This is a genomic window from Microbacterium flavescens, from assembly GCF_018588945.1.
GTDB lineage: Bacteria > Actinomycetota > Actinomycetes > Actinomycetales > Microbacteriaceae > Microbacterium > Microbacterium flavescens.
Genome location: NZ_JAFIWA010000003.1, coordinates 335,801 through 358,444, shown reverse-complemented (window position 1 = coordinate 358,444; position 22,644 = coordinate 335,801). Strand labels below are relative to the sequence as shown.

Below are 22,644 nucleotides of genomic sequence, written 5' to 3'. Positions count from 1 at the left end.
TCAGTGCTCTTTCGCGCTGTACTTCGGACCGTTGGCGCCGTAGCCGGCCTTGGCCATGATCCAGCCGACGATGACGCCCACGACGAGGAGCGCGGCGGATGCCCAGACGAGCACCGGCATGTCGAACCAGTAGAACAGCGTGCCGAGCGTGACTGCCAGGAGCATGATCACGACGGCCGTCCAGGCGGCGGGCGAGTGTCCGTGGCCAGGGTCGCCGATGTGGTTGCTCATGGTTCTCCTCCGGGTAGGCGCGGGATGTCGCCAGTCTAGCGGTCAGGCGGTGGGATCCTCGCCACGCGACAGGTCGTCCCACGAGTCGATGGCGTCGTGCGGGCGCGATCCCGCCGAGCCCGCGGCAGGGGGTGCGTCGTCCGTCCGGTAGCGGCGTCCGCTGCCCCGCCACCGGTGCGCGGTCGCGAGCGTGAACACGCCGGCAGCGACGAGGATGACCCAGACCACGAGTGTCACGACAGGCCAGGGCGTCGGCGTGATCGAGTCGACGAGGGCCGAGACGGCGCTCTCCCCGGTGATGCCGGTCGCCTCGGTCACGGTGGCCGACACCGCCGAGACCGGAAGGGCCAGCGCCACATGGGCGGTCATCCATGCCAGCAGCACGGCGATGGCGACGGTGAGCGCCCCGAACGCGTACCGCAGCGCCCGTCCCACGATCGAGAGCGCACCGCCGAGGGCGAGCACGGCGAGACTGAGGGGCGCCAGCACGGCGATCGCCGAGGCGCCGGGGACCTCGAGCGCGCGGCCGGCGCTGTCGTCGAGCACCACCGTGAGCCACGTCTGGGTGGACGAGATCACGCCGATCGCTCCGCACAGCAGGATCGCCGCGACGGCGACGAGGCGGGCGCGGCGGGTCACCCCTCCACTGTAATCGGCGACACCCGGCACGCCCGCGCCGGCCGTCATCGCGCCGGGAGGCAGCAGGCCGCGCCGCCCGACGCGGTCAGGACGCGGCGACCGGCGGCGTCGGTCCAGAAGCCCCAGTAGTCCGTCCCCGAGCTTCGCGCCGTGTAGTCGCCGAACCGCATGCCCTCGACCGACACGGGGATGCCCGCGCGACGGATCACGAGATGCACATGGTCGAAGGTGGCGCCACCGCCGCACGGGACGGTGCGTCCGACATCGCCGAGGTACGTCCCGGCAGTCACGTGCTTGCCGACGAGCTGCTCCTGGTAGTTCACGAGGTGGTAGTACGTCGACTGCCATCCCCCGGCGTGGTTGATCCCGAGGTAGGAGCCGGACGCGCACTGCACGCGGTAGACGGTGCCGTCGGCGATCGCGCGCACGCGCCGGTCGCCGCCTGCTCGGGGTCCGAAGTCCAGCGATCCGCGGGCACCCGCCGTGCCTCCTGAGTTGGCGTGCGGACCGCCTGCCGCCCAGCTCTGGCCCGCCGCGTACGGCAGCCGCCACTTCGGAGCGGCGGCGCTCGACATGCTCGACCAGACGATCTGACCCGCCGCGGTGCCGAGCACCAGATCTCCGTCGTTCTGCACCGAGAGCCCGTTGGCGCCGGTGCCCGCGGTGCTGGACTCCCAGATCACCCGGCCGTCGACGCTGTAGAGGAGCGCATTCCCGTCGGAACGGAGCCGGAGCGCCCGTGCGGCGGCGTCCGTCGTGCCCGACGACCACAGCACGGTGGAACCTCGCGCGACCGAGAACGAGCCGGCCGCGGAGACGCACAGCGACACCGTCCGATCGGGCGAAGCGAGGCAGGTCCCCGCCCGCACCTCGCTCGAGGCGGTCAGCCGCGATGCGGTGGCCGCCGGAAGGTCGGTCCCGACGACGCCCAACCGGGCGGCGGTGGTGGTCGAGACGACTCCGGTGCCGCCGACGACGACGATCTTGCCCGGCTTCAGCCGGATCAGCTCGCGGGCCGTGGCCGGCGGAATCGACGACGTCGCGGTGAGGAGCAGCGGTGCACCGCGCGCCGCCGCCGCTGCAGAGAGCGCGTCGGGGAAGTCCATGCCGTTCGCGACGTAGGCGACAGGCACGCCGGGCGCGAAGGCGGATGCGCTGATGCTCGCCGACGTCCCGAAGCGATCGTCGCCCGATCGGCGCGTCGGGCTCACACCCGTGGCGGAGCTGATCTGCGCTGCGACGCCCGCCGACACGGCGCCCGGCCCCCCGACGATGACGATCGACGTAGGCGACAGGCGGACGAGCTCGTCGCGGACGGCCGCGGGCAGTGCGGTGCCGCGCGTCAGCAGAATGGGCCCGCGCTGACCGCCCGCGACGGATCCTGCCGACAGCGCATCGGGGAACGTCTCTCCGCTCGCGACGTAGGCGATGGCCGCGCCCCTGGGGAAGGTCCTCGCGCTCACCGCCGCGGACGTGTCGTAGCGGTCGGCTCCGTGCAGCCGTGTCAGCTTGCCCGCGGTCAGGCGCGCCAGCGACTCCGCAACCGCGGGCGAGACGGCCCCTTCGCCGCCGAGGACGACGATCTCGGCCGGTCGCAGCCGGGTGAGCTCCGCGGCGATCACGGCGGGCAGGGTGTCGGGACGGGTCAGGAGCACGGGCGAGGAGCGAGTCCCGGCGGCAGCCGCACCCGACAGGGCGTCGGCGAAGCCGTCGCCGGCCGCGACGTAGGCGGCGGCCACGCCGGGTGCGAAGGTCGTCGCGCTGATCCGCGCCGACGTCGCGTAGCGGTCGTCGCCCGACACGCGTTCGACAGCGGGCACGGCGGCGACGGCGGCCGCCCCCGGGAACAGCAGCGACGCCGCGACGATGAGCGTGCCCAGGAGGAGGACCGCCCCGCGCCGCACGAAGGTCATCGGCTGCCGCGCTCCGGTCCGGAGACGGGGGCGAGGTCGTCGGCGTCGAAGCACGTGCGGGTGCCGGTGTGGCACGCCGGGCCCACCTGATCCACTTCGAGGAGGATGGCATCGCCGTCGCAGTCGAGGCGTGCCCCGCGGACGAGCTGGATGTTCCCCGACGTGTCGCCCTTGCGCCAGTACTCATGCCGGGAGCGCGACCAGAAGGTGACGCGCCCTTCCGTCAGCGTGCGGCGGAGGGCCTCGGCATCCATCCATCCCAGCATGAGCACCTCGCGGGTGTCCCACTGCTGCACGATGGCGGCGACCAGTCCGTCGGCGTTGAACGCCACGCGGTCGATGCGGTCCTGCACGGTCTCGGTCATGAGGCCACCTCTCGCACGGCGATGCCGTCGGCCGCCATCGCCGCCTTCACATCCCCCACGGTCAGCTGACCGGAGTGGAAGACGGATGCCGCCAGCACGGCGTCCGCGCCGGCTTCGATCGCCGGCCCGAAGTGCCCGGCCGCGCCTGCGCCGCCCGAGGCGATCACTGGGACGCTCGAAACCTCCCGCATGAGGGCCACGAGCTCGAGGTCGAACCCTTCGCGCGTGCCGTCTGCGTCGATCGAGTTGACCAGCAGCTCGCCCGCGCCGCGCTCGATCGCCTCTCGAGCCCACAGCAGCGCGTCGAGGTTCGTCTCGGTGCGACCGCCGTGCGTCGTCACGACGAAGCCCGACTCGGTCGCGCCGGAGCGCTTGACGTCCAGCGAGAGCACGAGCACCTGCGCTCCGAAGCGATCGGCGATCTCATCGAGCAGGCCGGGCCGGGCGATGGCCGCGGAGTTCACGCCAATCTTGTCGGCCCCGACCGAGAGCAGGCGCGCGACGTCGTCTGTCGAGCGCACTCCCCCGCCGACCGTCAGCGGGATGAAGACCTCTTCGGCCGTGCGCCGCACGACGTCGTAGGTGGTCGAGCGTTCGTCGACCGTGGCCGTGACGTCGAGGAAGGTGAGCTCGTCGGCGCCCTGCCGGAAGTACTCCCGCGCCAGCTCGACCGGGTCGCCCATATCGCGCAGGTTCTCGAAGTTGACGCCCTTGACGACGCGGCCTCCGGCGACGTCGAGGCAGGGGATGACGCGGCAGACCAGGCTCATCACAGCCTCGCGTTGTGGATCGCGGTGACGAGGATCGCGCGGGCGCCGAGCGCGTAGAGCGCGTCCATCACCTGGTTCGCGCTGTTCCGCGGGGTCATGACGCGCACGGCCACCCATTCCGGGTCGCGCAGCGGCGAGATCGTCGGCGACTCGATGCCGGGCGCGAGCGCCACGGCCTCGTCGATCAGCGCGACGGGGAGGTCGTAGTCGATCAGCACGAACCGCCGGGCGACCATCACGCCGCGCAGGCGCCGCAGCAGGGTCGCCGTGCCCTCGGCCTCATCGGGCGCGCCGATGAGGACGGCCTCCGACTCGAGGATCACGGGTCCGAAGATCTCGAGTCCGGCCTGACGCAGGGTCGTGCCCGTCGAGACGACGTCGGCGACGGCATCCGCCACTCCCAGCCGCACGGCAGACTCGACGGCGCCGTCCAGCGGCACGAGGTCGACGGCTACGCCGTGGTCGTCGAGGAACCCGTCGACGAGACCCGGGTAGGCCGTCGCGACGCGCATGCCGTCGAGGTCGGCGACGGTGGAGAAGCGTCCGGGCGGACCTGCGAAGCGGAACGTCGAGTCGCCGAAGCCGAGCGCCTCGATCTCGCGCGCCCCGGGCATGCGGGCGTCCAGCAGCAGGTCACGGCCGGTGATGCCGACGTCGAGTGCGCCCGATCCGACGTAGGTCGCGATGTCCTTCGGACGGAGGTAGAAGAACTCGACCTCGTTGCGGGGGTCGATGACATGGAGGTCCTTGGGGTCGCGACGGCCGGTGTAGCCCGCCTCGGAGAGCATCTCGGAGGCGGTCTCGGCGAGCGAGCCCTTGTTCGGCACGGCGATTCGCAGCATGGCGGCGGAGCTTTCGGTTCGAGAACGGAGGGAGGGCACGCGCTCAGAGATGTCGGTAGACGTCCTCGAGGCTCAGGCCCTTCGCGAGCATCAGCACCTGCAGGTGGTACAGCAGCTGCGAGATCTCCTCGGCCGCGGCATCCGTCGACTCGTACTCGGCGGCCATCCAGACTTCGGCCGCCTCTTCGACGATCTTCTTGCCGATCGCGTGCACGCCCGCGTCGAGCTGCGCGACGGTGCCCGATCCTTCGGGACGCTCGACCGCCTTGGCGGCCAGCTCGGCGAACAGCGCATCGAACGTCTTCACCATGCCAGGGTATCGAACGCGCGGGATGCCTCGACCACGCGTGACACGCGACGCGCGGCGGATCGCGTGGGCGCGGCTCGTCAGTGGGCGTGGTGGTGCCGGGCAGCGGCGGCGCGGAGTCCGGCGATCGCCGAGCCCGGGTCTTCGGCGCCGAACACCGCCGACCCCGCCACGAACGTGTCGGCTCCGGCCTCGGCCGCCTGGGCGATGGTCGACTCGCCGATCCCGCCGTCGACCTGCAGCCAGACCGACGAGCCTCGGCGCCGCGCCTCATCGGCCAGGCGGCGCAGCTTCGGCATCGTCTCGGGCATGAACGACTGCCCGCCGAATCCGGGCTCGACCGTCATCACCAGGATCTGGTCGAAGTCGTCGAGCAGATCGAGCAGTCCCTCGACGGGGGTCGCCGGCTTGACGGCCACGCCGGCACGCGCGCCGATTTCACGCAGACGGCGGGCGAGGGCGACCGGCTCCGGCGCGGCTTCGAGATGGAAGGTCACCGACGCCGCACCCAGTTCGGCATAGCCGGGCGCCCATCGATCGGGGTCGGCGATCATCAGGTGCACGTCGAGCGGGACGGGGCTGGTGGCCTGGATGCGCTCGACCATCTGCGGACCGAACGTGAGATTGGGCACGAAGTGGTTGTCCATCACATCGACGTGCACGAAGTCGGCCGCGGCGATGCGCGCGAGTTCCGCCTGCATGTTGACGAAGTCGGCGGCGAGAATGCTCGGATTGATGCGGATGCCGCCATCGCGGCCGTTCTCGTCACGGAGAGGCACCCGTCCATTATGGTCGAGCCGTGGACACCATCACGGCGCTGCTGAGCGGCGCGCTCGAAGAGGTCCGGCCGCTGACGGACGGCGCGACGGCGTCGTACATCCCCGAACTCGCGGAGGCGGATCCGGATCAGCTCGCGCTCTCCGTCGTCGGACCGCGGGGGCGGGTGCGATCGGTGGGCGACGAGGACGCCGAGTTCACGATCCAGTCGATGTCCAAGCCGTTCGTCCTCGCTCTCGCGCTCGTCGAGCACGGGCGCGATGCCGTCTTCGCGAAGGTCGGCGCCGAGCCGAGCGGCGAGCCGTTCAACGCCATCAGCCTCGAGCAGAACACCGGTCGGCCCGCGAACCCGCTCATCAACGCGGGCGCGATCGCGACGACCGCGCTCATCGGCGGCGACGACCTCGACGCCCGTACCGGCCGCATCGTCGAGCTGCTCTCGGCGTTCGCCGGGCGGTCGCTGTGGGTGGACGAGTCGGTCTACGCCTCCGAGTCCTTGACCGGCGATCGCAACCGCGCGCTCGCGCACCTGATGCGCTCGTACGGCATCATCGACGTCCCCGTCGAGCTCGCGGTCGAGACCTACTTCCGCCAGTGCGCGCTGCTGGTGACCGTGCGCGACCTGGCGGTGATGGCGTCCACGCTCGCATTCGGCGGCTGGAACCCCGTGACGGGCGAGCGGGTCGTGAGCGAGGCCGTCGCCCGCGACGTGCTGTCGATCATGGCGAGCTGCGGCATGTACGACTACTCGGGCCAGTGGCTGCTGCGGGTGGGGCTGCCGGCGAAGAGCGGCGTCAGCGGCGGCATCCTCGCCGTGGCGCCCTCGCAGTTCGGCGTCGCCGCGTTCAGCCCGCGCCTCGACGGGTACGGCAACAGCGTGCGCGCCGTGGCCGTGGTCGAGCGGCTGTCGGAGCGCCTGGGCATGCATCTGCTCGAACCGCACGAGAACCTGGCGGCACCGACCGTCTCCGTGGACTCCTCCCCCGATGGGCGGACGATCCGGCTCAGCGGTGAGCTCGGGTTCGCGGGAACGGAGCGGGTGCTCGCCATCCTGCGCGATCTCGCCGGAAGCATCCCGGCGGGATCAACGGTGACGCTCGACGTCCGCGAGCTCGCCCGCACCCACCCGGCGGCCCTCGCCGCGCTCGAGGGCGAGTTCAACGCGCTTCCCCTCGGTCTCCGGCTGCAGACCTGATCGAGGGCGCTCCGGATCGGCTCAGACCCGGCGCAGCAGCGAGATCGACATCGCGTCGGTGTTGTGCCGGTGCGGCCACAGCTGGGCGCGCTCGGAGCCGTCCGCCTGCGGAGCCAGGCCCGGGTCGCTGTCCGACAGCTCGGTGACGATCTCGCGGGCGGGCAGCTCCTCGACGGCCGCGCCCCACTCCCGCCGGACCTCGGCGACGACGCCCGCGGTCTCTGCCAGGTGCGGTGAGCAGGTGACGTAGGCCACGATGCCACCGGGCTTGAGCGCGCTGAGTGCCGCGCCCAGCAGACCCCGCTGGAGCTCGCTCAGCTCGGGCACGTCGGCGGGCGCCTTGCGCCAGCGCGCTTCGGGTCGGCGACGGAGAGCGCCCAGCCCGGTGCACGGGGCGTCGACGAGGATGCGGTCGTAGGTGTTCGGGGCCTCCTCGGCGCGGATGCGGCCGTCCTGCTCCGAGACCGGCACCTCGAGCGGCACCCCGGCGAGTGCCTTGCGCACGAGTCCCGCGCGTGACGGCGAGATCTCGTTCGCCTCGAGCTTCGCACCGTGCGCGAGCGCCTCCGCGGCGAGAAGGGCCGTCTTTCCGCCAGGCCCCGCGCACAGGTCGAGCCACCGCTCGCCCTCCCGCACGGGCTCGGCGCGCGTGAGCGCGAGCGCGGCCAGCTGCGACCCTTCGTCCTGCACGCGGACCCGACCGTCCGAGGCGCGGATGACGGCGTCGGGATCGCCGCCGCCGAGGCGGAATCCGTGCGGCGAGAACGGCGTCCGGCGCGCGTCCTCGGGGATCTCCGCAAGCCCCGGCAGGGCGATCATCGTGACCCGCGGCGCCGCGTTGTCGGCGGTGAGCAGCGCCTCGAGCTCGTCGGCGCGGCCCTCGGCCGCCAGAGCACGGCGCAGGGCGCGCACGACCCACACCGGGTGCGAGAACAGCAGTCCGAGCCTCTCGTCGTCGGAGCGTGCGCTCTCGGCGATGCGCGTCATCCAGTCGCCCGGCGTGTCACGCGAGACGCGGCGCAGCACCGCGTTCGCGAATCCGCCGGCCCCGCGTCCGCCGGCTTCCCGCGCGAGCTCCACCGATTCGTTCACCGCGGCATGGGACGCCACGCGCGTGGACAGCAGCTGGTGCACGCCGAGACGGAGTGCATCGAGCACGGCGGGGTGGATCTCGGGGATGCCGCGATCGGACGCGACCGCGATCACGGCGTCGTAGGTGCCCTGGCGTCGGAGCGTGCCGTAGGTGAGCTCGGTCGCGAGTGCCGCGTCCGCCGTGTTGAGCCAGGCGCGGGCGATCGAGGTGGGCAGCAGGAGGTTGGCGTAGGCATCCGATTCGTGGACCGCGCGGATCGTGTCATAGGCGACCTGGCGCGCGCCGGCGACGCGGCTCACGACCCCGCCACCGGATCGGCCGAGCGCAGTCCGCGCCACCAGTCCGCCGCGCGCATCGCGCCCTTGCCCGCGGGCTGCACGGTCTCGAGTGCGAGCGGCGTCGTGCCCGTCCCGACCAGGACCGCCTTGTCGTGCAGCGTCATGCGGCCGGGCTCGAGCGACGGGGCGTCGGCCGCCGCCGGGCGCACATCGAGGATCTTCAGTCGCGCGGAGTCGACCGTGGTGTGCGCGCCGGGTTCGGGAGTGACGCCGCGGATGCGCCCGAGCACGGATTCGAGGGCGTCGGTCCATCGCACCGCGCCGTCGGCGTCGCCGAGCTTCGGCGCGTACGTCGACTCCCCCACCTGCGGGCGAGCCACCGCCGTGCCGGCCGCGATCGAATCCACGACCTCTCGCAGCAGCTCCGCGCCGGTGTCGGCCAGGGCGCCGAGCAGATCTCCCGCCGTCGCGCCATCGGGAATCGGATGTGAGCGCTCGGCGAACACGTCGCCCGCGTCGAGCTCGGGGACGAGCTGGAACACGCTCGCACCCGTCTCGGCGTCTCCCGCGATCAAGGCGTGCTGCACCGGCGACGCGCCCCGCCAGCGCGGCAGCAGCGAGAAGTGCAGATTGATCCAGCCGTGGACGGGCGTCGACAGCAGAGGTTCGCGAACGAGCCCCCCGTACGCGACGATGACGCCGAGATCGGGCCGGAGCGCCGCGATGCGCTCGGTCACGTCGGCGTCCAGCCGATCGGCGCGGATGGGATGCCGGCCGAGCTCGTCGGCGGCGACGGCGACCGGAGACGGCGTGAGCACGCGCTTCCGCCCCAGCGGAGCGTCGCGGCGGGTGATCACCGCCGCGATGTCGTGATCGGATGCCGCGAGCCGTCGCAGCGCCGGCACCGCCGGCTCCGGCGTACCGGCGAAGACGAGTCGCATGAGATTCCTCACAGGTCGAGATCGGGCACGTCGACCCGAACTTTGAGTCTATTGCGGCCGCCCGTCGATGACCCTTTCGCGGGCCGCCGCCCCTTGATGGCAGCGCTCACGACCGAAGCCCGCAGGCTCTCCGCGACGCGGGCGCCGAGCGCGTAATCGAAGCGCACGAGGGCGCGCACGCCCTCGTCGTCGCGCGGCAGCGGGCCGAGGACGGCCTCGGCGTCGAGCTCGGGCACGGCCGCGCGCAGCGCTGCCAGCGCCGCATCGACGGTGAGGCGGTCGCCGTCGACGGACGCGACGCGCACCGTCGGAGGCATGCGCAGCGGCTTGCGGTCGGCGAGTTCCGCGCGGGCGTAGGCGGCCTGCGTCCACGTCGCGAGAGCCCGTGCGACGGGGCCCGCCACGCCCACCAGATGCACCGGCGCCCCCGGAGCGGCGAGAGCCGCCGCGTTGGACCACCACCGCAGACACGACTCGCCGATGCGCAGATCGTCTCCGAGCAGCATCCGATCGCCGTCGAGGAGGACGACGGCGCGATAGCCGCCCGCGGCGAGGGGTTCGGCGCCGCGCGTGGCGACCACGAGCGCGGGCCGCGCATCGACATGGGTGACGGGGTGCTCGCCGTCGGCGATGATCACGCGGACGCCGGGGAACGCGCGCCCGAGCTCGTCAGCGGTGCGCTCACTGCCCGAGGATGCCATGCGCACCCGCGTGGACGAGCAGTCCGGGCACGTCCAGCCGCCCGCGGCACGACCGCACCACGTGCACGTCGGCACCGCGCCGCGGCGCGCCGCGTGGAGGGGTCCGCCGCAGTGGGCGCAGCGGGCGGGATGCCGGCACTCCGCGCAGACGAGGACCGGTGCGTACCCCGGCCGGGCGACCTGCACGAGCACGGGTCCGTGGACCAGAGCCTCCCGCGCCGCGGCGAAGGCGGCGGAGGGCACGCGCGAGCCGCGCGACTCCCCCTCACGCGTGGCGCTCAGCACGACCCGCGGACTCGGCCGCCGTGCGGCCGGAAGATCGCGGAGCCAGCCCACGGCGACGAGGCGCTCCACGTCGGTGGTGCGGGTGTGTCCTGCGAAGAGGAGCGCGCCGCCGTCGAGCTCGTGCCGGAGCAGTGCGGCGTCGCGCGCGTGGACGCCGGGGCTCAGCGGCTCCGACAGCAGCGGGTCGCCGTCGTCCCAGAGAGCCACGAGTCCGAGCGAAGGAACGGGGGCGTACACCGCGGACCGGTTGCCGATGACGATGCACGGTGCGTCGGCCAGGGTCCGCAGGAAGGCGGCGTAGCGCAGCGGCGAGCTCTGCTTCGCATCGTCGCGCACGACCGCTTCGGGCGGAACGCGCCCGGCCAGGACGGCCTCGAGCTGCGCGCGGTCGCGGTGGTCGGGCACGATCAGCACGGCGCTGCGTCCGTCGGCGAGGGTGCGGACGGCAGCCGCCACGAGGAGCACCGCCCAGGCGCCCACGGCCGATCCGTCGGCCAGGGTCGCAGGATGCGGGGGCGCATCGATAGCCAGCCGCGCGTCGTCGTCGAGGGCATCGGCGAGACCCGGGTAGGCGCCGAGCACCGACTCGGCCCACTCACGCGCTGCGGCGTCCACCTCCGGCGTGGCCGGAGCGCCCGCCGCGAGCCAGGCCTTCTCGGCACGCACCATGCGCTTCGGGATGGCGAGTCGCAGGATGTCGCTCGCCGATCCGGCGGCGCGATCGGCGCATCGCCGCGCGTGCGCGTACAGACCCGGGGTGAGCACGGGAACCGGCGACACGACGGATTCCAGCTCGGACAGCGGGCGGTCGGAGGCATCCGGCTCGCCCACCTCGACGAGATAGCCCTCGACCATCCGGCCGGCCGATCGCAGCGGCGCCTTCACGCGCACGCCGGCGATCGCCTCGTTCGCCAGATGGTCGGGAATCGCGTAGTCGAAGAGCCGGTCGAGCTGCGGCAGTGGAGAGTCGATGAGCACACGGGCGACCCTTCGCGCCGTCATGACGCGCCTCCCCGGGTGCGCCGGCGCGCAACGCGCCCCCGGTGCGGGGCGCCCCGCATCACAGCCCTGCGGCGGCGCGCAGGTCGTCGGCGCGGTCGGTGCGCTCCCACGTGAACTCGGGCAGCTCGCGCCCGAAGTGCCCGTAGGCGGCGGTCTTGGCGTAGATGGGCCGCAGCAGGTCGAGCTGATCGGTGATCGCCTTCGGCCGCAGATCGAACACGTCGAGGATCGCCCGCGTGATGGCCTCGTCGGAGACCCGGCCGGTGCCGAACGTCTCGACGTAGAGGCCCACGGGCTTCGCCTTGCCGATCGCGTAGGCGACCTGCACCTCGAGGCGCTCCGCGAGTCCGGCAGCGACGGCGTTCTTGGCCACCCACCGCATCGCGTATGCAGCGGAGCGGTCGACCTTCGACGGGTCTTTGCCGCTGAATGCGCCACCGCCGTGCCGGGCTGCGCCGCCATACGTGTCGATGATGATCTTGCGGCCGGTGAGGCCGGCGTCGCCCTTCGGCCCGCCGGTCACGAAGGGGCCCGCGGGGTTGATGTAGAACTTCACGTCGGGAAGGTCGAGACCCGTGGCCTCGAGCACCGGGTCGATGACCTCCGCGCGCACCGCCGCACGCAGCGCCTTCTGCGAGATGTCGGGCTGGTGCTGGGTCGACAGCACGACGGATTCCACCGTGCGCGGGATCTGGCCCTCGTATCCGAGGGTCACCTGGGTCTTGCCGTCCGGCCGGAGGAACGGCAGCTCGCCCGACCGGCGCACCTCGGCGAGCCGCTCGGCCATGCGGTGGGCGGTCCATGCCGCCATGGGCATGAGCTGCGGCGTCTCGGTCGTCGCGTAGCCGAACATGATGCCCTGATCGCCGGCGCCCTGCAGGTCGTGCGGGTCTTCCGAGCCGTCCTCCCGGCGCTCGAACGCCTTGTCGACGCCCGCGGCGATGTCGGACGACTGCGCGCCGATCGACACGCTCACGCCGCACGAGTCGCCGTCGAAGCCGGTGTCGCTCGAGGTGTAGCCGATGCGGTTGACGACGGAGCGGACGATCGCGGGGATCTCGACGTAGGCGGACGTCGAGACCTCGCCCGCGACATGGACGAGTCCGGTGGTCACGAGGGTCTCGACCGCGACGCGCCCCTTGGGGTCTTCCGCGAGGATCGCGTCGAGGATGCTGTCGGAGATCTGGTCGCAGATCTTGTCGGGATGCCCCTCCGTTACGGATTCGGACGTGAACAGACGCAGGTCGGTCATCGATGCTCCAGGTCGGAAGTGTGCCGGCACCAGTATGCCCCCGAAGGCGGACAGTGCCGCCCCGGGGGCATCAGGAGATCAGGGGCTCTTACTCGACGTGACGGAGGCGGAGCTTGTCCTCGTGGATCTCGTGCATCGCGATGGTGAGCGGCTTGTCCTCGACCGTCGAGTCGACCAGGGGGCCGACGTTGTCGAAGAGGTTGCCCTCGTGGAGATCGGAGTAGTAGTCGTTGATCTGTCGGGCGCGCTTGGACGCGAAGATCACGAGCTGGTACTTCGAGTCCACCTTCTCGAGAAGGCTGTCGATGGGGGGCTCGATGATGCCCTGGTTCGTTCCGGCCATGGGAATCCTCCTGGATCGGATGACGGTGGAGAGGTCTGCGAGCCTCGGCCGGGCCGAGGCATCCCACCATTCTACGTCAGCGCCCGCCGCTCAGCGCGCAAGCCGTGCCACCTCGTCGGCGGCCCGGGCCACATCGTCGTTCACGACGCGGAAGTCGAACTCGCCCTGCGACGCCAGTTCGGTCTTCGCGGTGCGCAGGCGGCGGGCACGCTCCTCGTCGCCCTCGGTGCCCCGGCCGACCAGCCGGTGCACCAGCTCGTCCCAGCTCGGCGGGAGCAGGAAGACCAGCGTGGCGGAGGGATCGGCGGCCCGCACCTGACGGGCTCCCTGCAGATCGATCTCGAGAAGAGCCGTGCGGCCCTCGGCGAGCACGCGCTCGATCGGCGCGCGCGGTGTGCCGTAGCGGTGCGCATTGTGAACCGTCGCGTGCTCGAGCAGCTCCCCCGCAGCGATCAGCCGGTCGAACTCGGCATCGTCGACGAAGAAGTAGTGCTCCCCGTCCACCTCTCCGGGACGCGGCGCCCGAGTGGTGGCCGAGACGGACAGATGGATCTCGGGGTGGTGCTCTTTGATGTAGGACGCGACCGTTCCCTTGCCCACGGCCGTGGGGCCGGCCAGGACCACGAGCCGGCTGCGGCCGCCGCGCGGCGCGAGTTCCGGCCAGCGCTCGTCGAGGAACCGTCGCAGCGCCTCGCGCTGACGGGTGCCGAGGCCGCCGAGGCGCTTCACCGGCGAGATCTCGAGGTCCTTCAGGATGCGGTCGCGCTTGCCCTCGCCGATCGCGGGGATCGAGGTGAGGAACTCCGTCACGCGCATCGCCCCGGCCGGCGACTCGGGTTCGGCGAGGGCGCGGCGCAGCAGCTCCTGCGGTGTGATGACGCGCATCGCGACGTCCTTCTTGAGCGCGGCGCGCTCGCGTCGAGCTGCGACGGCACGACGGGATGCCGCCACCCGGTCGACCTCGGGAGGAGAGGTGCGCACGTCAGCCACGGAGCGCCTCCCGGTAGAGCTCGGCGCGTTCCGCGATCCGGTCGGCGAGGCCATCAGCACCCGCCGACAGGATGCTGCGGCTCTCGGAGGCAACCACGTTCTCAGCCGCCGCGCCGAAGAGCGCGGGCAGGTCTTCGGGAGAGGCGCCCTGCGCGCCGAAGCCCGGCGCGAGGATCGGCGCACCCTGGAGCGCCTCGTCCGAGAGCCCGACCGCGGCGCGGTCGACGGTCGCCCCCACCACGAGGCCGACAGGCCCGAGGCCCCCGGCGAAGGCGGCGGAGCCGTTGATCCAGCCGACGTCGCGTGCGACGCGCTCGGCGACCGTCTGGCCGTCCGTCGCCGCGACGTCGACGACCTGGGCGCTCTGCAGCGGGAAGGCCTCAGGGTTGCTCGTCGCGGCGAGCACGAACGCGCCCTTGTCGTAACGCACCGCGGTCGTGAGCGTCGCCCGCAGCGAGTCCGGTCCGAGGTAGGGGCTGAGCGTCACCGCGTCCGCCTCGAGGGGCGAGCCGGGCGTCAGCCAGGCTCCGGCGTAGCCGTCCATCGTCGACCCGATGTCGCCGCGCTTGGCGTCGGCGATCACGAGCAAGCCCGCCTCGCGCGCCGCTGCGAGCACGTCCTCCAGCGCGGCGAAGCCGGCCGAGCCGAAGCGCTCGAAGAAGGCCACCTGAGGCTTGACGATGCCGGCCCGGCCGGAGGCGGCCTCCACCGCGCGCAGGCCGAACTCGCGGACGCCGGAGGCCGAGGCATCCAGTCCCCACTCCCTCAGCAGGTGCTCGTGCGGATCGATGCCGACGCACAGGGGTCCGTGGGCGTCGAGCGCCGCGCGCAATCGGGCGCCGAACGCGGTCACGCGCGCACCGCCCGGTCGGCCGCATACTCCTGCAGGCTCTTCACCTTGAATCCCTCGCGCAGCACCGGCAGGGCGCTCACCGCGGCTCCCAGGACGGCCATGGTGGTGAACAGCGCCTTGTCGCCGGCGACGGCGGCGGCGCGGATCTCGTAGCCGTCGGCGCGGGCGGCGCCGCCCGACGGGGTGTTCACCACGATGTCGATCTCGCCCGCGTTGATGAGGTCGACGATGTTCGTGCCGCCCGACTCCTGCGTCTCGGAGTACTTGCTCACCACGCGCACCGCGATGCCGTTGCGCGCGAGGATCTCGGCGGTGCCCTCTGTGGCGACGAGGTCGAAGCCCAGCTCCTGCAGGCGGTGCGCGGGCAGGATCACGGCCCGCTTGTCGCTGTCGGCGACCGAGATGAAGACCGTGCCCGACTGGGGCATGCCGCCGTACGCGGCATCCTGCGACTTGGCGAACGCGGTCGGGAAGTCGCGGTCGATGCCCATGACCTCTCCGGTGGAGCGCATCTCGGGACCGAGCACCGAGTCGACCGTCTGGCCGTCGGCGGTGCGGAAGCGCTTGAAGGGCAGCACCGCCTCCTTCACCGCGACCGGCGCGTCGAGCGGCACGCGCGACCCGTCCTGCTCGGGCAGCATCCCCTCGGCCTTGAGCTCGGCGATGGACGCGCCGGCCATGATCCGCGAGGCGGCCTTGGCGAGCGGGATCCCCAGCGCCTTCGACACGAACGGCACCGTGCGGCTCGCGCGCGGGTTCGCCTCGATGACGTAGAGCACGCCCGCCGAGATCGCGAACTGGACGTTCAGCAGGCCGCGCACGCCGACGCCCTCCGCGATGGCGTGGGTAGCCGTGCGGACGCGGTCGATGTCGGTGCGGCCGAGACTCACCGGCGGAAGCGTGCAGCTCGAGTCGCCGGAGTGGATGCCGGCCTCCTCGAGGTGCTCCATGACGCCGCCGATGTACAGCTCGTCGCCGTCGAACAGCGCATCGACGTCGATCTCGATCGCGTCGTCGAGGAAGCGGTCGACCAGCAGCGGGAGGCCCGGGCCGATGATCGCCGCATCCGCGATGCGCACGAAGTAGTCGCGCAGCGCGTCGGTCGAGTAGACGATCTCCATGCCGCGCCCGCCGAGCACGAAGCTGGGGCGGACCAGCACCGGGTAGCCGATCTCCTCCGCCACAGCCACGGCTCCGTCGACGTCGATCGCCGTGCCGTTGCGCGGCGCCACGAGCCCGGCCTCGTCGAGCAGGCGCGAGAAGAGCTCGCGCTCCTCGGCCAGGTCGATGGCCGCCGGCTTTGTCCCGAGGATCGTGTAGCCGGCCTCCTCGATGCCCTTCGCGAGACCCAGCGGCGTCTGGCCGCCGAGCTGGCAGATGACGCCGAGGATCTCGCCCGAGCGGGACTCCGCGTGGAGCACCTCCAGCACGTCCTCGAGCGTCAGCGGCTCGAAGTACAGGCGGTCGGACGTGTCGTAGTCCGTCGACACGGTCTCGGGGTTGCAGTTGACCATGACGGTCTCGTAGCCGGCGTCCGACAGCGCGAACGACGCGTGCACGCACGAGTAGTCGAACTCGACGCCCTGCCCGATGCGGTTCGGTCCCGAGCCGATGATGACGACCTTCGTGCGCTCCGAGGGCGTGACCTCGGTCTCGAAGTCGTAGCTCGAGTAGTGGTAGGGCGTCAGCGCGGGGAACTCCCCCGCGCACGTGTCGACCGTCTTGTAGACGGGGCGCAGGTCGAGGGCATGACGGATGCCGCGCACCGACGCCTCGCTGTCGCCGCGCAGCTGCGCGATCTGCAGGTCGCTGAAGCCGTGCTCCTTCGCGATGCGCAGGGTGGCGGCATCCAGCTCCTCCGCCTGTCCCACGAAGTCCGCGACCTCGTTGATCAGGACGATCTGGTCGAGGAACCACGGGTCGATCTTCGTGGCCTCGAACGCCTGGTCGACCGTCGCGCCCTTGCGCAGCGCCTGCTGCAGCACGACGATGCGGCCGTCGGTCGGCCTCTTCGCGATCTCGAGCAGCTCCTCCGCCGAGCGCGGCTCGTCGCCCCAGTGGAAGCTCGATCCGCGCTTCTCGAGCGAGCGCAGCGCCTTCTGGAGCGCCGTGGCGTAGTTGCGGCCGATCGCCATCGCCTCGCCGACCGACTTCATGGTCGTCGTCAGCGTGGTGTCGGCGGCCGGGAACTTCTCGAAGTTGAATCGCGGCACCTTGACGACCACGTAGTCGAGCGTCGGCTCGAAGCTGGCAGGCGTCACCTTGGTGATGTCGTTGGGGATCTCGTCGAGGCGATACCCGATCGCGAGCTTGGCGGCGATCTTGGCGATGGGGAACCCGGTCGCCTTCGAGGCCAGCGCCGACGAGCGCGACACGCGAGGGTTCATCTCGATGACGATGATGCGGCCGTTGGAGGGGTCGACGGCGAACTGGATGTTGCAGCCGCCGGTGTCGACGCCGACGGCGCGGATGATGTCGATGCCGATGTCGCGCAGCTTCTGGTACTCGCGGTCGGTGAGCGTGAGGGCGGGCGCCACCGTGATGGAGTCGCCGGTGTGCACGCCGACCGGGTCGACGTTCTCGATCGAGCACACGACGACGGTGTTGTCGGCGGTGTCGCGCATGAGCTCGAGCTCGTACTCCTTCCAGCCGAGGATCGACTCCTCGAGGAGCACCTCCGTCGTCGGGGAGTCGCGCAGGCCGGCGCCGGCGATGCGGCGCAGGTCGTTCTCGTCGTACGCGAAGCCCGAACCGAGACCGCCCATCGTGAACGACGGACGCACGACGAGCGGGTAGCCGAGCTCCTCCGCGGCGGCGAGCACCTCGTCCATGGTGTGGGCGATGCGGGATGCCGCGACATCGGCACCCGCGTCGAGCACCAGCTGCTTGAAGATCTGGCGGTCCTCGCCCTTGTTGATCGCCTCGAAGTCGGCTCCGATGAGCTCGACGTCGTACTTCTCGAGGATCCCGTGCTTGTGCAGGTCGATCGCGGCGTTGAGTGCCGTCTGGCCGCCGAGCGTCGGCAGGATCGCGTCGGGACGCTCCTTCGCGATGATCGTCTCGATCACGCGCCAGTTGATCGGCTCGATGTACGTCGCGTCGGCGAAATCCGGGTCGGTCATGATCGTCGCCGGGTTCGAGTTCACGAGGATGACGCGGACGCCCTCCTCGCGCAGCACGCGGCACGCCTGGGTGCCGGAGTAGTCGAACTCGCACGCCTGGCCGATGACGATCGGGCCGGAGCCGATGACGAGGACGGAGTTGATGTCGTCGCGCTTGGGCATCAGTTGTCGTCCTCCCGGACATCTTCGGTGGTTGAGCGAGTGCTCTTCACCAGCTCCGCAAAGCGGTCGAACAGGTAGTTGGCGTCGTGCGGTCCAGCGGCGGCCTCCGGGTGGTACTGCACCGAGAACGCCGGGATGTCGAGCGCCCTCAGCCCCTCGACGACGTTGTCGTTCAGCCCGACGTGGCTGACCTCGACGCGGCCGTAGCCGTTGGGGCTGTCGAACTCCCCCTCGACGGGGGCATCGACGGCGAAGCCGTGGTTGTGGGCGGTGATCTCGACGCGCCCGGTGGACTTGTCGAGCACCGGCTGGTTGATGCCTCGGTGGCCGAACGGCAGCTTGAAGGTGCCGAGACCCAGCGCGCGGCCGAGGAGCTGGTTGCCGAAGCAGATGCCGAAGAAGGGCAGCCGGTCGTCCAGCACGCCGCGCAGCAGCTCCACATGGTCGCCGGATGCGGCCGGGTCGCCCGGGCCATTCGAGTAGAAGACGGCGACCGGGTCGATGGCCCGGATGTCGTCGATGGTCACGTCCTGCGGGAGGACGTGCACGTCGAAGCCGCGCGCGGCGAGGTTGTCCACGGTCGCCTGCTTCACGCCGAGGTCGAGTACGGCGAGGTTGCCGATGCGCTCCCCCGTGGCCGGGGTCACCTGGGCGGCGGACACCGACACCTGCGCGGACAGGTTCATCCCCGCCATCTGCGGCGCGTCGCGGACGAGCTCCAGCTGCCGCTCGGGGTCGAGGGATGCGGCATCTCCCGAGAAGATCCCGCCCCGCATGCTGCCGGTCGCGCGGATGTGACGGGTGACCGCCCGCGTGTCGATGCCGCTGATGCCGACCACCCCGTCGCTCACGAGCGCGTCGTCGAGCGACTCGTCGGCGCGCCAGTTCGACACGACCCGGGATGGGTCGCGGACGATGTAACCCGACACCCAGATGCGGCGGGACTCCGGGTCCTCGTCGTTCATGCCGGTGTTGCCGATGTGCGGCGCGGTCTGCAGCACGATCTGGCCCGCGTACGAGGGATCCGTGAGGGTCTCCTGGTAGCCGGTCATGCCGGTGGCGAAGACGACCTCGCCGAGGGTGGTGCCGAGTGCGCCGTAGGCGCGGCCGACGTGGCGGGTGCCGTCCTCGAGGACGAGCACCGCGGGGTCGGACTGGAACAGGGAGGTCATGCGTCGGATCCCGTCTGGGTGGAGGTGCCGATGCCCGCGATGTCGTCTGCCACGGAGCGAGCCGAGACAGTCTGCGGACGGAGATAGGAGTCGACGACGGTGCCGTCGTCGAGGCGCCAGGAGAGGCGCAGGAGGCCGTCGCGCTCGACGACCCGGTCGATGGCGACGGTCGCCTGACCGGCGCCGACGATGCGGTCGGCGTCGATGAAGACGCGCGGGTGGCCCGTGAGATCGAGGGCGATCCCGGCATCGGCGATCGTGAGGTCTGCGCGCGACCGGTAGGCGAGGCCGCGGATCGAGAGTCGTTCGAGGGGCTGCTCGTGCCGGGTCGTCGCGACATACAGCACCGGCAGGACGGACCGGATCGCAGCGCCGGGCGGGATCTCCGCGACCGGAGCGCGCAGGCCGCTGTCACGCCGGCCGCGGCGCAGCCACGCCCACGTCCCGAGGGCGAGCAGCACGAGCGCTGCGCCGACCATGATCAGGATGGCGTTCTGCTGGCTCACGCGCGCACTCCCGGTGCGTCGAGCACGACGCCGTCGACGACGGTCGGGATGCCGGCGTGGAGGGTCCAGCGCACCTCGCCAGGAAGCTCCCGGCCGAGGTACGGCGAGTTGACGCTGCGGCCGCGCAGGTCGGCGGTCGAGAACGTGCGCACCGGCGCGGCGTCGTAGAAGGTCAGTGATGCCGGCTGCCCCTCGGTCAGGGGCGTGCCGTGCCCGCCGAGCCGCCCGATGCGCGCGGGCTCGCGCGACATCACGCGGGCGACGTCGCCCCACGTCAGCAGTCCGGTGTCGACCATCGCCTGCTGCACGACGCGCACCGCGCTCTCGAGACCCACCATGCCGTTGGCCGCCGCGTGCCACTCGCAGGCCTTCGCCTCGGCGGGGTGCGGCGCGTGGTCGGTCGCGACGATGTCGATGGTCCCGTCGGCGAGGCCCTCGCGCACCGCGAGCACATCCTCTTCGCGACGCAGTGGCGGGTTCACCTTGAAGCGCGCGTCGTAGTCGCGCACGAGTTCGTCGGTCAGCAGCAGGTGGTGGGGCGTCACCTCGGCGGTCACGTCGACGCTGCGTCGCTTGGCCCAGCGGATGATCTCCACCGAGCCCGCCGTCGACAGGTGGCAGACGTGCAGGCGCGACCCGACGTGCTCGGCCAGCAGCACGTCGCGGGCGATGATCGACTCCTCGGCGACGGCGGGCCAGCCGGCGAGGCCGAGCTCGGCCGACACCGCCCCCTCGTTCATCTGGGCGCCCTCGGTCAGGCGCGGATCCTGCGCGTGCTGCGCGATCACGCCGTCGAAGGCCTTCACGTACTCCAGCGCGCGGCGCATGATGAGCGGATCCCACACGCAGAAGCCGTCGTCGCTGAAGACGCGCACCTGGGCGCGGGAGTCCGCCATCGCCCCCAGCTCGGCGAGCCGCTCGCCCTTCTGGCCGACGGTTACCGCGCCGATCGGTTGAACCGTGACGAACCCGGCGGCCTCGCCGAGAGCGAGCTCCTGCTCCACGACGCCGGCGGTGTCGGCGACGGGCGACGTGTTGGGCATGGCGAACACCGCGGTGTAGCCGCCGGCCGCCGCCGCCCGAGAGCCGGTGAGGATCGTCTCGGATGCCTCGTAGCCGGGCTCCCGGAGGTGCGTGTGCAGATCGACCAGGCCCGGGAGGAGCACCAGTCCGTCCACGTCGACGACCGTCGCGCCGGCACGGCTCAGCCCGGTGCCGATCTCGACGATCGAGCCGTCCGCCACCAGGACGTCGGCCGCGTTGGAGCCTTCGATGAGCGCCCCGCGGAAGAGCAGGGTCTCGGCTGTCGAGTCGCCGTTCGCGACGGATCGAGACGCGCTCATCGTGGGTTCTCCTTTTCTGCGCCCGCTCGCGGGTCGTGGCCGCTCTCCGCTCCTGCCAGCAGCAGGTAGAGCGCGGCCATGCGCACCGAGACGCCGTTCGCGACCTGCTCGAGCACCGTCGAGCGGGGCGAGTCCGCGGCCTCTGCGGAGATCTCCAGTCCCCGGTTCATCGGCCCGGGGTGCATCACAATGCTATCTGCCCCGAGGGCCTCGAGACGCCGCGCGTCCAGACCCCAGCGGCGGGAATACTCCCGTTCAGTGGGGAAATACGCCGCATTCATGCGCTCCGCCTGAATCCGCAGCATCATGAGCGCGTCGGGCTCCCCCGCGATGGCCTCGTCGAGGTCGTAGACGATGCGCGCGGGCCAGGCCGAGACATCCTGCGGGATCAGCGTCGGCGGGGCAACGAGCGTCACATCGGCGCCGAGGGTGTCGAGGAGCCAGACGTTGGAGCGTGCGACGCGTGAGTGCAGGATGTCGCCGACGATCGTCACCCGGACTCCGGAGAGGTCGCGACCGCGGCTGTCCGCGCCGAACCGCCGCTTGCGGATCGTGAAGGCGTCGAGCAGCGCCTGCGTGGGGTGCTCGTGGGTGCCGTCGCCCGCATTGACGACGCCGGCGGTGATCCAGCCGCTCGTAGCGAGGGTGCGCGGAGCCCCGGAGGCGCCGTGACGGATCACGACGGCGTCGGCGCCCATCGCCTGGAGCGTCTGAGCGGTGTCCTGGAGAGACTCCCCCTTCGACACGCTCGAGCCCTTGGCGGAGAAGTTGATGACGTCCGCGCTCAGGCGCTTCGCCGCCGCCTCGAACGAGATGCGGGTGCGCGTCGAGTCCTCGAAGAACAGGTTGACGACCGTCCTGCCACGCAGGGTCGGCAGCTTCTTGACCTCGCGCAGCTGCGTGTCGGCCATGTCCTCGGCGACGTCGAGGATGCGCAGCGCGTCGCCGCGTGACAGCGTCTTGGTGTCGAGCAGGTGCCTCATGACTCGATCGTCACCTCCTCGGCCCCGTCGATCTCGGCGAGGCGGACGTTCACGCGCTCGTCGCGGGCGCTGGGGAGGTTCTTCCCGACGAAGTCGGGTCGGATGGGCAGCTCGCGGTGACCGCGGTCGACCAGCGTGGCAAGTCGCACGGCGGTCGGCCGCCCGATGTCCTGCAGGGCATCGAGGGCGGCGCGGATGCTGCGGCCGGAGAACAGCACGTCGTCGACGAGCACGACCACCCGGCCGTCGATTCCGCCCGGCGGGATGGACGTCGGCTGCGGGGCACGGGTCGGGTTGCGGTGCAGATCGTCGCGGTACATAGTGACGTCGAGTGCGCCGACGGGTATGGAGACGCCGCCGAAGTCCTCGACGAGCCCGGCGATGCGGTGTGCGAGGGTGACGCCTCGAGTGGGGATGCCCAGGAGGACCAGATTGTCGGGGCCCCTGTTGGACTCGAGGATCTCGTGGGAGATCCGAGTCAGGGCCCGTGCGATGTCGGCCTGGTGCAGCACGGTGCGCGTGCTCATCCGCCGCTCCCTTCTCCGCCTCACAGGACGGGGTTAAAGGTTGCTGGTGATC

The 22,644-nt window shown here is 71.7% G+C and carries 22 protein-coding genes; 1 reads left to right on the top strand and 21 read right to left on the bottom strand.

The window, feature by feature from the left end:
- From JX005_RS08615 to rpe, 8 genes are all read right to left on the bottom strand, one after another.
- Nucleotides 1-231, bottom strand: coding sequence for a DUF6704 family protein (locus JX005_RS08615; protein WP_214467071.1), 231 nt, complete (start codon nt 229-231; stop codon nt 1-3).
- A 42-nt stretch (nt 232-273) separates the two neighbouring features.
- On the bottom strand, nt 274-870 hold the full coding sequence (locus tag JX005_RS08610) for a Trp biosynthesis-associated membrane protein (protein WP_307858535.1): 597 nt from the start codon (nt 868-870) through the stop codon (nt 274-276).
- Nucleotides 871-914: 44 nt separating this feature from the next.
- A complete protein-coding gene (locus JX005_RS08605) occupies nt 915-2,783 on the bottom strand; it encodes a cell wall-binding repeat-containing protein (RefSeq protein ID WP_214467069.1) in 1,869 nt (622 codons plus the stop codon).
- Entirely contained in the window at nt 2,780-3,148 is a 369-nt protein-coding gene (gene hisI / locus JX005_RS08600) for a phosphoribosyl-AMP cyclohydrolase (RefSeq protein ID WP_214467068.1), read from the bottom strand. The genes JX005_RS08605 and hisI overlap by 4 nt, the downstream gene beginning before the upstream one ends.
- Complete coding sequence (gene hisF, locus JX005_RS08595) at nt 3,145-3,918, bottom strand: imidazole glycerol phosphate synthase subunit HisF (protein WP_214467067.1); 774 nt, start codon at nt 3,916-3,918, stop codon at nt 3,145-3,147. Before hisF ends, hisI begins: the two co-directional genes overlap by 4 nt.
- Entirely contained in the window at nt 3,918-4,760 is an 843-nt protein-coding gene (gene hisG, locus JX005_RS08590; protein ID WP_214467066.1) for an ATP phosphoribosyltransferase, read from the bottom strand. The genes hisF and hisG overlap by 1 nt, the downstream gene beginning before the upstream one ends.
- A 43-nt stretch (nt 4,761-4,803) precedes the next feature.
- Complete coding sequence (locus JX005_RS08585) at nt 4,804-5,067, bottom strand: phosphoribosyl-ATP diphosphatase (RefSeq protein WP_214467065.1); 264 nt, start codon at nt 5,065-5,067, stop codon at nt 4,804-4,806.
- An 80-nt stretch (nt 5,068-5,147) separates the two neighbouring features.
- Complete coding sequence (rpe, locus tag JX005_RS08580) at nt 5,148-5,846, bottom strand: ribulose-phosphate 3-epimerase (RefSeq protein WP_214467064.1); 699 nt, start codon at nt 5,844-5,846, stop codon at nt 5,148-5,150.
- A 20-nt stretch (nt 5,847-5,866) separates the two neighbouring features.
- Here rpe and glsA point away from each other — a divergent pair, with 20 nt between their 5' ends.
- Nucleotides 5,867-7,039: a glutaminase A gene (glsA, locus tag JX005_RS08575; protein WP_214467063.1), complete on the top strand. Its 1,173-nt coding sequence runs from the start codon at nt 5,867-5,869 to the stop codon at nt 7,037-7,039.
- A 21-nt stretch (nt 7,040-7,060) separates the two neighbouring features.
- Here glsA and JX005_RS08570 read toward each other — a convergent pair whose 3' ends face one another.
- From JX005_RS08570 to pyrR, 13 genes are all read right to left on the bottom strand, one after another.
- Nucleotides 7,061-8,431 (bottom strand): RsmB/NOP family class I SAM-dependent RNA methyltransferase, encoded by a 1,371-nt coding sequence (locus JX005_RS08570; RefSeq protein ID WP_307858534.1) that lies wholly within the window; start codon nt 8,429-8,431, stop codon nt 7,061-7,063.
- Nucleotides 8,428-9,351, bottom strand: coding sequence for a methionyl-tRNA formyltransferase (gene fmt / locus JX005_RS08565; protein WP_214467061.1), 924 nt, complete (start codon nt 9,349-9,351; stop codon nt 8,428-8,430). Before fmt ends, JX005_RS08570 begins: the two co-directional genes overlap by 4 nt.
- An 8-nt stretch (nt 9,352-9,359) precedes the next feature.
- Entirely contained in the window at nt 9,360-11,339 is a 1,980-nt protein-coding gene (locus JX005_RS08560; RefSeq protein WP_214467060.1) for a primosomal protein N' family DNA-binding protein, read from the bottom strand.
- A 58-nt stretch (nt 11,340-11,397) separates the two neighbouring features.
- Nucleotides 11,398-12,591, bottom strand: a complete 1,194-nt coding sequence (gene metK / locus JX005_RS08555; RefSeq protein ID WP_214467059.1) for a methionine adenosyltransferase — start codon at nt 12,589-12,591, stop codon at nt 11,398-11,400.
- Nucleotides 12,592-12,679: 88 nt separating this feature from the next.
- Nucleotides 12,680-12,934, bottom strand: a complete 255-nt coding sequence (gene rpoZ / locus JX005_RS08550; protein WP_137843608.1) for a DNA-directed RNA polymerase subunit omega — start codon at nt 12,932-12,934, stop codon at nt 12,680-12,682.
- A 90-nt stretch (nt 12,935-13,024) separates the two neighbouring features.
- The gene (gene gmk / locus JX005_RS08545) at nt 13,025-13,924 is read right to left on the bottom strand and encodes a guanylate kinase (RefSeq protein WP_214467058.1); all 900 of its coding nucleotides are present in this window, start codon (nt 13,922-13,924) and stop codon (nt 13,025-13,027) included.
- Nucleotides 13,917-14,777, bottom strand: a complete 861-nt coding sequence (gene pyrF / locus JX005_RS08540) for an orotidine-5'-phosphate decarboxylase (RefSeq protein WP_214467057.1) — start codon at nt 14,775-14,777, stop codon at nt 13,917-13,919. The genes gmk and pyrF overlap by 8 nt, the downstream gene beginning before the upstream one ends.
- Nucleotides 14,774-18,061: a carbamoyl-phosphate synthase large subunit gene (gene carB, locus JX005_RS08535; protein ID WP_214467056.1), complete on the bottom strand. Its 3,288-nt coding sequence runs from the start codon at nt 18,059-18,061 to the stop codon at nt 14,774-14,776. Before carB ends, pyrF begins: the two co-directional genes overlap by 4 nt.
- A complete protein-coding gene (gene carA / locus JX005_RS08530) occupies nt 18,061-19,233 on the bottom strand; it encodes a glutamine-hydrolyzing carbamoyl-phosphate synthase small subunit (protein WP_214467055.1) in 1,173 nt (390 codons plus the stop codon). The genes carB and carA overlap by 1 nt, the downstream gene beginning before the upstream one ends.
- The gene (locus JX005_RS08525; RefSeq protein WP_214467054.1) at nt 19,230-19,739 is read right to left on the bottom strand and encodes a PH-like domain-containing protein; all 510 of its coding nucleotides are present in this window, start codon (nt 19,737-19,739) and stop codon (nt 19,230-19,232) included. Before JX005_RS08525 ends, carA begins: the two co-directional genes overlap by 4 nt.
- On the bottom strand, nt 19,736-21,082 hold the full coding sequence (locus JX005_RS08520) for a dihydroorotase (RefSeq protein WP_214467053.1): 1,347 nt from the start codon (nt 21,080-21,082) through the stop codon (nt 19,736-19,738). Before JX005_RS08520 ends, JX005_RS08525 begins: the two co-directional genes overlap by 4 nt.
- Entirely contained in the window at nt 21,079-22,065 is a 987-nt protein-coding gene (locus tag JX005_RS08515; RefSeq protein ID WP_214467052.1) for an aspartate carbamoyltransferase catalytic subunit, read from the bottom strand. The genes JX005_RS08520 and JX005_RS08515 overlap by 4 nt, the downstream gene beginning before the upstream one ends.
- A complete protein-coding gene (gene pyrR, locus JX005_RS08510) occupies nt 22,062-22,592 on the bottom strand; it encodes a bifunctional pyr operon transcriptional regulator/uracil phosphoribosyltransferase PyrR (RefSeq protein ID WP_214467051.1) in 531 nt (176 codons plus the stop codon). Before pyrR ends, JX005_RS08515 begins: the two co-directional genes overlap by 4 nt.
- Between the last annotated feature and the right edge of the window lie 52 nt (nt 22,593-22,644).